Source organism: Phycisphaerales bacterium (assembly GCA_040217175.1).
Taxonomy (GTDB): Bacteria; Planctomycetota; Phycisphaerae; order Phycisphaerales; family UBA1924; genus JAHCJI01.
Genome location: JAVJNT010000002.1, coordinates 1,084,661 through 1,096,918, shown reverse-complemented (window position 1 = coordinate 1,096,918; position 12,258 = coordinate 1,084,661). Strand labels below are relative to the sequence as shown.

Annotated in this window: 10 protein-coding genes; 7 read left to right on the top strand and 3 right to left on the bottom strand. The window is 68.9% G+C overall.

Features of this window, described 5'->3' with window-relative positions:
* Positions 1–51 precede the first annotated feature (51 nt).
* The gene (locus tag RIA68_11865) at positions 52–501 is read right to left on the bottom strand and encodes an SRPBCC family protein (GenBank protein MEQ8318136.1); all 450 of its coding nucleotides are present in this window, start codon (positions 499–501) and stop codon (positions 52–54) included.
* Positions 502–525: 24 nt separating this feature from the next.
* On the bottom strand, positions 526–1,677 hold the full coding sequence (locus RIA68_11860; protein ID MEQ8318135.1) for a Nif3-like dinuclear metal center hexameric protein: 1,152 nt from the start codon (positions 1,675–1,677) through the stop codon (positions 526–528).
* A 47-nt stretch (positions 1,678–1,724) separates the two neighbouring features.
* On the opposite strand from RIA68_11860, the gene RIA68_11855 reads away from it, so the two are divergent.
* The 4 genes from RIA68_11855 to RIA68_11840 all read left to right on the top strand — a co-directional run bounded on the left by RIA68_11855 (position 1,725) and on the right by RIA68_11840 (position 5,562).
* Complete coding sequence (locus tag RIA68_11855; protein ID MEQ8318134.1) at positions 1,725–2,600, top strand: hypothetical protein; 876 nt, start codon at positions 1,725–1,727, stop codon at positions 2,598–2,600.
* On the top strand, positions 2,597–3,511 hold the full coding sequence (locus RIA68_11850; GenBank protein ID MEQ8318133.1) for an ROK family protein: 915 nt from the start codon (positions 2,597–2,599) through the stop codon (positions 3,509–3,511). Before RIA68_11855 ends, RIA68_11850 begins: the two co-directional genes overlap by 4 nt.
* Positions 3,508–4,737 carry an amidohydrolase gene (locus RIA68_11845; protein ID MEQ8318132.1) on the top strand — a complete coding sequence of 410 codons (1,230 nt, stop codon included), beginning with the start codon at positions 3,508–3,510 and terminating at the stop codon, positions 4,735–4,737. Before RIA68_11850 ends, RIA68_11845 begins: the two co-directional genes overlap by 4 nt.
* A 120-nt stretch (positions 4,738–4,857) precedes the next feature.
* Positions 4,858–5,562, top strand: coding sequence for a GC-type dockerin domain-anchored protein (locus RIA68_11840; protein ID MEQ8318131.1), 705 nt, complete (start codon positions 4,858–4,860; stop codon positions 5,560–5,562).
* A gap of 4 nt (positions 5,563–5,566) precedes the next feature.
* Here the strand turns inward: RIA68_11840 and dnaE are convergent, their stop codons facing one another.
* Positions 5,567–9,652 carry a DNA polymerase III subunit alpha gene (dnaE, locus tag RIA68_11835; protein MEQ8318130.1) on the bottom strand — a complete coding sequence of 1,362 codons (4,086 nt, stop codon included), beginning with the start codon at positions 9,650–9,652 and terminating at the stop codon, positions 5,567–5,569.
* 428 nt (positions 9,653–10,080) lie between these two features.
* On the opposite strand from dnaE, the gene RIA68_11830 reads away from it, so the two are divergent.
* The 3 genes from RIA68_11830 to RIA68_11820 all read left to right on the top strand — a co-directional run bounded on the left by RIA68_11830 (position 10,081) and on the right by RIA68_11820 (position 12,258).
* Positions 10,081–10,782 carry a hypothetical protein gene (locus RIA68_11830; protein MEQ8318129.1) on the top strand — a complete coding sequence of 234 codons (702 nt, stop codon included), beginning with the start codon at positions 10,081–10,083 and terminating at the stop codon, positions 10,780–10,782.
* Positions 10,783–11,111: 329 nt separating this feature from the next.
* Positions 11,112–11,813 (top strand): hypothetical protein, encoded by a 702-nt coding sequence (locus tag RIA68_11825; GenBank protein ID MEQ8318128.1) that lies wholly within the window; start codon positions 11,112–11,114, stop codon positions 11,811–11,813.
* A gap of 139 nt (positions 11,814–11,952) precedes the next feature.
* Positions 11,953–12,258, top strand: a complete 306-nt coding sequence (locus tag RIA68_11820; GenBank protein ID MEQ8318127.1) for a hypothetical protein — start codon at positions 11,953–11,955, stop codon at positions 12,256–12,258.

Here is a 12,258-nt window from a genome sequence, read left to right as displayed (position 1 = left end):
CCGCATCCCCCTGCACCGGCCCCGCGTCGTGTTCTCACGGCGCGGGGCTTTTCACGCGCCGTCGGGAATCTCGGCTTCCACGAGATTGGCGAGCAGCGTCAACGACTCCTGCCAGCCCAGGCTGCACGCCTCGACGGGGATGACGTCCGGAAGGCCGTCCTGAACGATCGTGAGCTCCGTGCCGCAAGAGACTGCCCTGAAGGTCACGGTGACGTCCATCTCGCCGGGCAGGTTCGGGTCGTCGAACGCGTCCTTGTAGCGCAACCGCTCGTTCGGCAGCACCTCGACGTAAGTGCCGCCGAACGCGTGGCTCTGGCCCGTCGAGAAGTTCGTGAACGACATCTGGTACGAGCCGCCGACCTTGGGCTCCATGTGGTGCACGGTGCCGGTAAATCCGTTGGGCGGCATCCACTTGGTCATGGCGGCGGGATCGATGAACGCGCGGTACACACGATCGGCGGGTGCGCGCAAGACTCGGTGCAGACTGACGGTTCCGGGCATCGGTGTCCTCGCTTCAGGCTCTTGCTACATCCACGTAAACGGCGTGCGGTCCCGCGTCGAGACCATGCAGTCGGTCTGGGGCAGGAGGTCGACCAGGCGGTCGCGCAGGCGGGGGAGGTAGCCGCGCTCGGTGTTGGTGTGGCCGGCCAGCAGCACGCCGCAGTCCTTGCGGAGCAGTTCGAGCGCCTCGTGGTGGGTCATCTCGCCGGTGACGAAGAAGTCGCAGCCGGCCGCCAGCGCGTGGTTGCGCAGCGACGCGCCCGCGCCCGGGCACACGCCCACCGTGCGCACGGGCTTGTGCACGTCGCCGTCGACGGCGGCGACCTTGACGGCGGGGATGCCTAGGAACGTCTTGAGCCGATCGGCGATCTCAGCGGGGGCGGCGGGGCGGTCGAGCACCAGCCGGCGGCCCGCGCCGGCGTGGCGCACGGGCTCGGGGAGGAGCTCGTAGAGGTCGACCGCGGGTTCTTCGTAGGGGTGGAACTGTCGGAGCGTCTCCATCGCGATGGGCAGCGCGGCCTTGCTGCACACCATCTCGAGGCGCAGCTCCTCGACGCGTTCGAGTTGGCCCGTCTCGCCGACCGCGGGGTTGGCGCCCTCGTTGGCGAAGAACGTGCCGCTGCCCTCGACGCCGAAGGAGCAAGCGGTGTAGGCGCCGATGATGCCCGCGCCGGCGGAGGCCAGGGCGTTGCGGACCTGGTCGGCGTCCTTGTGCGGCACGAAGGTCACGATCTTGATCTCGCGGCTGCCGGGGCGCTCCATGTGGGGCATGAGGGCGCGGACGTCGCCGGCGATCGAGCCCTCGGTCTTCGAGCCGCTGATGGCCTCGCACAGCCAGTCGCACATGCCGCCGGGGGCCGCGTCGAGGCTGCTGTGCGGGCTGACGACCGACATGCCCGCCGTCACGGCTTCGAGCAGCATCTTGCCCATGGCGTGGTCGTCGGTCAGGCTCTTGATTGGGTGGAAGATCGGCGGGTGGTACGCGAGGATGGCCGACGCGCCCGCGGTCCGTGCTTCCTCGAGCACGCCGGGAGCGAGGTCGATGGTCAGCAGCACGGGGCCCTTGAGGGCCTGGCTGCGCGAGCCGACGATGAGGCCCACGTTGTCCCAATCGCCCGCGTACCGCATGGGCGCGAAGGTCTCGAGGGCGTCGACGAGTTCTCCAACGGTTGCCATGGGCCATCGTACGTATCGATCGCCCCGATCGGTCGATAGGGTTGGCGATGGAGTCGATGCGGCTGAGAGCCTTCGCGAAGCTGAACCTGGCCCTGGCGGTCGCCCCGCCCGAGGGCGATGGTCCGCGCCGGGGCTGGCATCGCATCTGCTCGTGGATGCACGCCATCGATTTGCACGACGACGTCGAGGTCCGCGTCGATCGCTCGCTGGATGGGCCGACGCTCGACGCTCGCTGGGCCGACGACGCGCCGCTGCACGCGGGCGAACCGCTGGGGTGGGAGGCGCCACAAGACTTGGCCCTTCGTGCCGCCAAGAAGCTCGATGTGGGCGCACCGCTGCGCATCACGCTCCGCAAGCGCATCCCAGACGGCGGCGGGCTGGGCGGCGGCAGCAGCGACGCCGCGGCGGTGCTGCGCGCGGGCAACGCGCTGCTCGGCCTGGGCCACGCCCCCGACGCGCTCCGCGAGATCGCCATGACGCTCGGCAGCGACGTGGCGTTCTTCATCGACGATGCCGATCCGAGCCTCGATGCCCCGCCCAGGCCGGCGGTCGTGGGCGGCTTCGGCGACGAAGTCGAGCGGCTTGCCGCACCGAGCGAAGCGCTGGCCGTGACGCTGGCCGTGCCGCCGTTCGGATGCTCGACGAAGGACGTGTACGCGGCGTTCGATGGTTTCGAGCCAGGACCGCTTCGCGAGGCAGAGGTGCGCTCGCTTGCGATGCAGTCGCCAGCGGTGGCCAAGCTCTTCAACGACCTCGCGCGACCTGCCATGTCTGTTCAACCCGAGCTTGCCACGCTCAGAGACGCACTCATGCATCAATGGCAAGCGCCCGTACACGTCACCGGCAGCGGCTCGACGTTGTTCGCGGTCGCCGAGCACGCGCGAAGCGATGCGTGCACGACGCTCGGAGCCTACCTGGTATGACGCACACGCACCTCATCGGCGTCGACGTCGGTGCGACCGGATTGCGTGCCGGCGTCGTCGATGATGCGGGACGCGTCATCGCGCGACACAAGGTCGCGACCCCGCGCGATCCGCAGGATGCCGCGCGTGCGATCGCCGAAGCCGTGCGAGAGGTCATTTCGCGGGCCAGCGTCGAGATGCCCCGCGTCATCGGCGTCGGCGTGCCCGGGCCGGTCGTGGGCAACACCATCACCGCGGCGATTAACCTCGGCTGGCGTGACGTGGCGCTCGGCGATCTCATCTCGGCACAACTCGGCGTCCAGGCGATGCTCATCAACGACGTCAACGCCGCGGCTCTGGCCGAACAACGCCTGGGTGCCGCGCGCGGCGAGGCGGACATGATCGCCCTGTGGATCGGCACCGGCGTCGGCGGCGGGGCGGTGCTGGGCGGGCAGGTCTACCTGGGCATCGACGGCGTCGCGGTCGAGGCCGGGCACATCATCGTCAACGCCGACGGGCCGGCGGACGCGCGCACCGTCGAGCAGTGCTGCTCTCGGCGGGCGATCGTGGAAGCCGTACGCATCGCGCTCGAACGGGGACGTGCGAGCACCGTGCGCGAGGCGACGCCCGAAGCGATTGCCGACGCCTATCGGAGGGGCGATGCGTTGTGCACCGAAGTCGTCGACGCCGCCCTCAGGCTCGTCGGCTCAGCGGCCGCCAGCGCGTGCGCGTTGCTGGGCCCGAGCGTGGTCGTGGTGGGGGGCGCCCTGGTCGAGGGCATCGGGCCCGCGGTCGCCCAGGTCGTGGATCGAGCCGCGAACGCCGACGCATTCCCGCCGGGCCGGAGGCTGTCCGTCCACCAGAGCGTGTTCGGCGACGACGCGGGCCTGCTCGGGGCCGCGCTCTTCGCCGCCGATACAATGCGGCGATGACGACGACCTCGACCAGCGCCTCGAACACGATCGAACACGCCATCGCCGCCGACCACGAGCGACTGGCGTCGCTTCGACGAGACCTGCACCGCAACCCAGAGCTGAGCAACCGCGAGCACGAGACGTCGGCGCGCATCGAGCTCGAGCTGCGCGAGCTGGGGCTCGAGATCAAGACGGGGCTAGCCAGCAAGGGCACCGGCGTCATCGCCTACCTGCCCGCCACGACGGAAGCGAGCGAGACCATCGCGTTGCGGGCCGACATCGATGCGCTGCCGATCACCGAGGCAACGGGTAAGCCGTACGCCTCGACCAACCCGGGCGTCATGCACGCGTGCGGGCACGACGGGCACACGGCCATCCTGCTCGGCGCGGCCCGGGCGCTCGCGTCGCTCGATGCGCGGCCGCACAACGTGCTGTTCCTCTTCCAGCCCGCCGAGGAGGATGGCGGCGGGGCCGAAGTGATGTGCGAGCAGGGCGTGCTGCGCGGCTCGGCCGGCGGCGGGCTGGGCGAGCCGGTCACGCGCATCTTCGGCCTGCACGGCTGGCCGCGCATGCCGCTGGGCAGCCTCGGCACGCGGCCAGGACCGCTCATGGCCAGCACCGACGACTTCGACGTGCGCATCGTGGGCAAGGGCGGGCACGCGGCGATGCCGCACCTGGCGACCGACCCCATCGTGGCCGCGAGCGCCGTCGTCACGGCCCTGCAGACGCTCGCGTCGCGCAGCGTGAACCCCTGCGACGCCGGCGTGGTCACCGTCGGGCAGTTCGAGGCCGGCACGGCCAACAACATCATCCCCGAGAGCGCTCGCCTGGTCGGCACGATCCGTGCGCTCACCGACGAGACGCGGGCGATCCTGGCGGATCGATTCCGCACGGTCGTCGAGTCCACCGCCGCCGCCCACGGCTGCACCGCCGAGATCGACTGGCTGCCGGGCTACCCGGTCACGAGCAACGACGAAGCGTGCGCCGCGCACGTGCTCGAGGTCGCGCGGCGGACGCTGGGCGACTCAGACGTCGAGGTCGTGCCCGAGGCGAGCATGGGCGGCGAGGACTTCAGCTACTACGGCCGCCACGTGCCGGCGTGCTTCTTCCTGCTGGGGCTCGCGCCGAAGGGCGCCGACGTCGAGGCGCTGCCGCTGCTGCACCAGCCGGGCTTCGATTTCAACGACGACGCGCTGCCGGTGGGCGTGCGCATGATGTGCGCGCTCGCGCTGTCGGACGTTTGAGAGAAGTTCGGCTTCCCATACTCCAAACGAACACCGAAAATTTTGCTTGCAATCGGTTCCGACTTGCGGTAGTCTGACTCTCGACGGGCACACCGAAGACCGCCCGAAGGGAGAAAGAACATGACTCGCACCTGGATCTCCGCGGCCACGATCGCACTCGGCTGCGCGGCCCTCGCCCACGCCAACAACGAGCGCCGCATCACGCCCGACGACCCGCTCTTCATCGAGTTCCGCGTCGACCCGGGCGTCACCGTGACCCCCGACACGTTCGTGGTGTACCTGGGCCAGCCCGAGGCGACCGGTCCCGGGACGGGCGAGCGCACAACGCGGCTCTCGAACCGGGGCATCGGCATCTCCTTTCATCAGACGTCGGTGTTCGGCGACGTTGTCGGACCGATCGACATGGACCCCGGCGCGACGTTCGCCGACCTCGGCACGCCGTACACGCTGCTCGACCCCGGCGTCATCGACGCGGGCGCGCTGAGCGCAATGGCGATGGGCACCGAGAGCGGACGCGTCGAACTCCGCATTACGAGCGGCGTGCTGATCGTCGACCTCGACGACGTGCGCATCGAGTGGGGCGAGGGTACCGGGCCCGATACGTACACGCCCGGCGACGTGCAGCCCGAGATCACCGCGATGTACGTCGGCACGCCGTGCTATCCCGACTTCGACCGCAATGGCACGCTCGACGTGTTCGACTTCCTGGCGTACCAGAACGCGTTCGCCGTGGGCGACTACCGGGCCGACTGCGACGGCTGCGGCTCGCTCGACATCTTCGATTTCCTGTGCTTCCTGACGCAGTTCGACGACGGCTGCCCGTAGGGCGTCAGCGCCGCATCGATCGGCCGCTGCCGTTGCCGCCGCCGCCATAACCGTTTCGTCGCTTGTCCTGCATCTCGACGGCCACGCCCTCGAAGAGCCTGGCCGACATCGGCCCGAGCACGCCTTCGACGCCCGAGACGAAGGCCGGCTCGAGCCGGATCCGCGAGGGGTTGGTCGACGGCACCGCGACGGGCTCGTGCCCGCCGATGCACACGACCACCTCGAGGGGAGAGGACGGCGCGTCCACGGGCGCGCCGTTCTTCTTCGAAGCATCGTGCTCGCGGGCGAGCTCGTGCACCTGCTCGAGCGCCGTCGGCCCGTTGCCGTTCAGCCGGCTGTCGCGCACGTACAGACGCAGCTTGCCGCCCTCGAGCGGCACGGCCTCGATGGGCGTCATCTGCTCGACGATGATCTGGGCGTCGCCACGCGAGCGGTCGAGCCTGCCCAGCACGAACTTGGGCGAGTCGTCCTCGAGCAGGTGCGCGTAGCGCTGGTACGCATCAGTAAAGAGCACGGCATCGGCGGTCCCGGTGGTATCCTCGATCGTGAGGATGCCCATCTTCTGCCCTGCGCTGCGGCCGCTGCGCGCCACGATGACGCGGGTGCTCTGCACCATGACGCCGGCGATCACGCGGCGACCCTGCTCCGCCTCGGCAAGCTGGCCCAGCTCGTGGCTCGCGAACGCACGGATCCACGGGCCCCATTGCTCGAGCGGATGGCTGGAAACGTAGAAACCCAGCGTGTCCTTCTCGTTCCGGAGCGTCTCCTGCTCGCCCCAGGGCTCGACGTTGACCAGGGCGGGTGACGGAGCTTCTTCTGCAGCCCCGCCGCCACCGAACAGGCCGCCCTGCCCCGCTGCGCGATCGGCCGCGGCGCTCTGGCCCGCGCTGACCGCGCTCTCGATGGAGGCGACCATCGCCGCGCGCTGCTCGCGCGAGTGCACGGCATCGAACGCACCGGCCTTGACGAGGCTTTCGATCGTCGCCTTGTTCACGCTGCGCAGCGGGATGCGCTCACAGAAATCGAAGAGGTCGCGGAAGGGCTCGGGCCCGTCCTCGCCCGCCCGCGCGTTCACGATGGCCTCGATCGCGCCGCCGCCGGCACCCTTGATGGCCTTCATGCCGAAACGGATATGGCCGTGCTGCGCATCGTGCGGCTCGTCGTCGCGGTATACCACCTCGAAGTCCTGCCCGGACAGGTTGACGTCCGGCGGGGCCACCTCGATGCCGGTGCGCAGGACCTCACCCGTCTTGGGGTCGATGACGCGGGTGCGTTTGCAGTCCTCGAGGTACGGCAGCCAATCGGCGACCTTCTGGGCCTGGCTCTCGAAGCTCAGGAACGCGGCCATGTAGGGCGCCGGGAAGTACGTCTTCAGGTACGCCGTCTGGTACGCGACGATCGCGTAGCCGGTCGAGTGGCTCTTGTTGAAGCCGTAGCCGGCGAACTTCAGGATGAGCTCGAACAGCTCCTCGGCCGCGTCGCGCGTCAGGCCCTGCTTGGCGGCGCCGTCGACGAACTTGGGTCGCTCGGCGTTGATGATCTTGGCCTTCTTCTTGCTGATCGCCTTGATGAGCGAGTACGCGGCACGCAGCGGGATGCCGCCCAGCTCGTGGACGATCTGCATCACCTGTTCCTGGTACACCATCACGCCGTAGGTCTCGGCCGTGAAGCGATCGACGATCTCGTGCACCGTTGGCACGGGTTCGTGCCCATGCTTGCGCTTGTTGTACGCGGGGATCAGGTCCATCGGCCCGGGCCTAAAGAGCGCGTTGGCGGCGATGAGGTCCTCGAGGCGGTCGGGCTTCATCTCCATGAGCAGCCGTCGCATGCCGCCCGATTCGAACTGGAACACGCCGGTCGTGTCGCCCCGAGAAAACATCTCGAACACGGTCGGGTCGTCGTAGGTCAATCGATCGAGGTCGAGCGGGTGCGGCCCGTCGTCGCCCTTCTCGCGACCCACCGCTTCGTAGATCGCTTCCTCATCCATCGCTGTGGTGATGAGCGACCTTGCACGCTCGATGACGCTCAGGGTGCGCAGCCCGAGGAAGTCCATCTTGAGCAAGCCCATCTTCTCGCAGGTCGGGCCGTCCCACTGCGTGATGGCCTCGTCCTCAGCGCCGCCGCTCTGCTTGTAGAGCGGCACGAGCTCGTGCAGCGGCCTCGTGGCCACGATGACGCCCGCCGCGTGCACGCTGGCGTGTCGCGCCTGGCCCTCCATCACCTTCGCGTTGGCGATGAGCCGCTGGATGGTCTCCTTGTCGGCGTGCTGTTCGGCGGGCAGCTTGTCGTTCAGCTTCGCCAGCGCCGCGGGCTTGCCGGCGGCGATGTCGGCCCACTCGGGGTCCTCCGCCTCGGCCTTGTCCAGCGTCATGCCGAGCTGATCTGGGATGGCCTTGGCCAGCCGATCCGCCGCGGGCAGGCTCACGGCCAGCACGCGCGCCACGTCGCGCACGGCCGCCCGCGCCTTGAGCGTCCCGAACGTGATGATCTGCGCCACGTGCCCGTACTTCTCGCGGACGTAGCGGATGACGTCGCCGCGCCCGTCCTGGCACAGGTCGATATCGATATCGGGATACTCGCTGCGATCCGGATCGGTGAATCGTTCGAACAGCAACCCGTACTTCACCGGGCAGGCGTTCGAGAGACCCAGCACGTAGCCCGCCATCGTGCCTACGCCCGAACCGCGGGCCAGCGCCGGGATGCCCCGCGCGCGGCCCCAGTTCACGAAGTCCCACACGATGAGGAAGTACGCGCTGATGCTCTTGTCGGCCAGGATCTTCAGCTCGCGATTGAGCCGGGCCCACTTGTCGAAGGCGTCGCCGTCGACCCCTTCGTCGCTCCGTCGCTCCGTCGCTACGTCGCTTCCCTCCACGTACGCGTGCTTGTGGGCCATGATGCTCGGCCCATACCGCCACACCATGCCACCCTCGGCCAGCAGACGCAGCGCCTCATCGCACTGGACGTTCAGCTCGTCGTGATCCAGCCCGGCGTCGGCCGCCGGCTCGAGCTCGAAGCGCGAGCAATAGTCCTTGTACCACGCCGTCAGATCGCCGTCGTAGCTCGCGTCTTCGCTCTGGGGAAGCTCGTCGGGCGTTCGAACCACCACGACCGGTGCGTGGTTGGCGCCGATGGGCAGCTCGACGTCGCACCGCGCCGCGATGCGCAGCGTGTTGTCGCAGGCCTCGACGCCGTCCTCGCCGTACTCGCCCTCGAACAACTCGCGCATTTGCTGCGGGCTCTTGACGTACAGCTCGGGCGTGTAGCGCAGGCGTTCCTGGTCGTGCTTGTTCTTGCCCATCGAGATGCAGATGAGCGTGTCGTGTGCGTCGTGGTCCTCGGCCCGCAGGAAGTGCGAGTCGTTGTCGCACACCAGCGGCACGCCGTGCTTCCTGGCGAGCTCGATCACGTGCGGATTGATCGACACCTGCTCGGGCACGTGGTGCTGCATCTCGCAGTAGAACCGCGGGCCCGTCCCCTCGTCGGCGAACACCCGCTTGTGCCACTCGATGCTCTCTTCGGCGGCCTCCAGGTCGGCCTTCGCGTTGCTGCGCACGTATCGCAGCAGGTGCTCGCCCAGCTCGCTGCCCAGGTGACCGTTGATGGCGATGAGCCCGCTGGCGTGCTGCTCGAGCAATTCGCGATCGATCCGGGGCTTGAAGTAGAACCCCGTCAGGTATGCCTGGCTGCAGAGCAGCATCAGGTTGTTCCAGCCCGTGATGTTCTCTGCAAGCAAGACGAGGTGGTACCCGCCATCGCTGACGCCGGTGTAAGTCCGGTCCTGACGCGGACGGCCCGGCGGGCACACGTACGCCTCCACGCCCAGGATGGGCCGGATGCCCCGCTTGCGGCACGCCTCGTAGAAGGCGACCGCCCCGAACATGTTGCCGTGGTCGGTTACGGCGACGGCGGGGGTGCCTAGGTCCTTGATCCGATCGGCCAGGCGATCGATCCGGTTGCCGCCGTCCAGCAGCGAGTACTCGGTGTGCAGGTGCAGGTGGGCGAACCCCGTGCCGAGCTGGCCCTCGAGCGTTGCCGCGATGTCCTCTGTCCCGTGCGCGTTCGGGTCGTGCTTGGCCTTCTCCCCTGCCATGGTGCCGCCATCCTCCGTGATCAGCGTGGGTCGGATGGGACGGTAGCCGGCGAGCCGGCGGATCGGAATGAGGCAGAGCGCGCGTCGCGTTGCGCCCGATAATCGCCTCCATGTCGGTTATGGGAGAGATTGACCACAAATTCTTGTCTTTTCAGAGGATCCGACCTCGCGTTGACTCTCGTATCCGGTATGGTTCCAGGGAGGGAAACGCCGAAAGGCCGTTCCGGCCGGACTGCGTTCAAGGACAACCGAAGGGAAGCGGTGGGTGCCGCGGCGGACCGGTTCGCGGCATGCCTCGTCGTTGCCGTGTCGCTCCAGGGCGGCACGGGCGACGGATCCATCGTTTCAACTGCGTCGAGAGAGCGTCGCAGAGAGAGAAAGAACACGACCCGAGAGAAGCGCCCGGGGAGAAAAAGGGAGATTTGAAGATGCGTTCCGCGATTGCAATCACCGCCATGCTCGCCCTGAGCGGCGTCGCCGTGGCCGACTCCGTCGACCTGGCCTACACGGGCCCGGGCAACGGAAAGTCGTTCGACGTGCTCGCCAACGGCACCGCCACGAGCGTCTTTGCCGGCCAGCTGACGTTCAACGTCGCCAACGGCTCGGGCGCGGGTGCCCAGCTCAACGGCCCGCTGCTCACCTACTGCATCGACGTCCTCGAGGGCGTTGGTCCGGGCCTGAACACCTACGACCTCGACGATCTGGCCGACGCGCCGGTGACCGCCGGCGGCGATCCCGCCATGGGCGTCGAGAAGGCCAAGGCCATCGGCCGCCTGTACACCGCCGCGGGCGGCGACCAGTTCGGCAGCGACAACGACTTTGCCGCCGCCTTCCAGCTGGCCGTGTGGGAGGTCATCGCCGACTTCGGTGGCGATAACGACCTGGACATCAGCGACGGCGACTTCCGCGTCACCAGCAGCATCAACGCCGGCACCCAGTCGGTGCTCAACGGCCTGCTGGCCGCCGCCGCCGACGACTCGGTGTTCAGCTTCTCGGGCCTGGGCGCCCTGACCAACGAGGGCTTCCAGGACCAGCTCTACAGCGTGGCCATCCCGCTGCCGGGCGCCATGGGCCTCGCAGCCGCGGGCCTGGCCGGCGTGGGCTTCGTCACCCGCCGCCGCCGCATGTAATCCGGCGTCAGACTGGGTCGCCCCGAGCGGCCAACGGATCGACTTCGCCCGCCCTCGTGGCGGGCGTTTTTGTGCGCCCGCGGCGGGCCACGTCCCACAACTCGACGGCAGCGTCCGAGTAGCTCAAAATCGCTACAACCCATTGCCATAACTCGACTTAGGCCTCGACAACGGCCCCGTTTCGAGTATGCTACTCGTGGATCGACGCCGGGCGTGGCGGGAGGGGGAGAGTCGTCCCGCCCGGCCTCGGTCCGACGCCGCCCGACCGGCCCACGCTCGTGGGCGACCGTGCGGAGGACTCGACAGGAATCCAAGAGAGGGAGAGAGCCATGAAGGCTGCCATGCTTGCTTCTGCCGCCGTGCTCGCGACCGCTTCGCTGGCCGCGGCCGATACCGTCACCATGAACTTCGTCGGTGCGGGCCAGGGCCGCACGGCCACCATCCGCGTCGACGGCGACCGCTACACGGTGCACGCGGGCCAGCTCGTCCATGACGTGACCGCTCGCTCGGGCCCGAGCGGCCCGGGCCTCGGCCTGCTGACGACGTACTGCGTCGACGTGGCCGAGTGGGTCAGCTACCAGAGCCGCGCCTACGACGTCAACGAGCTCACCGACGCGCCCGTCGCGCACGGCAACGCCGGCATGGACCAGCACAAGGCCGACGCCATCGGACGCCTCTACACCTACGCAAACGGCCAGCAGTACGGATCGAGCAACAACTTTGCTGCCGCGTTCCAGATCGCCATCTGGGAGGTCGTCAGCGACCTCGACACGGCAACGACCACGCTGAGCGTTTCCAACGGCGACTTCCGCGCCTGGAACCTCAACGGCGGAACCACCGACTTCCTCGACACGCTCCTGGGCGTCGCCGTCGACGACGGCATCGGCATCAGCGATCGCGTGCTTGCCCTGACCAACGACGGGTCGCAGGACCAGATGTTCGAGGTCGCCGTCCCGCTGCCAACCACCGGCGCCATGGCCGCCGTGGGCCTCGCCGGGGCCGGGTTCTTCGGCCGCCGCCGCCGCGCCTGATCCGGGCCAGCCAAGCCACCACGCCGATTCCGCATCGGCTCCATCTCCCGCGGCCCGGACACCGCTCCACCGCGTCACACCACCGCCCGCCGGCCCCCGGCGGGTGTGTTTTCGTTTCGTAATCTCCTACCCTTTGTCGGTGGCAACGCGCACGTACACCTACACCCTCGGCGGCGGCGAGGCACCCGCCCCCGGCCCGATGACGCGGCTCAAGGTCGCGCTCATGATGGGCGTGCTCGTCGTCGTCGGCGCCGTCGTGCTCGCGGGCATCATCGCCCTGGGCTTGGTGCTGCTGCCCTTCGCCCTCATTGCCGGCATCGTTGGCTGGCTGGTCATCCGCCACCGCATCCGCCAGGCCCTGCGCGCGATGGAGCAGCCCACGGGCGAGGACGCAGGCCGCGAGAACGTCCGAGTCCGCCGGCCCTCCCACGACGCCCAGCCCTAG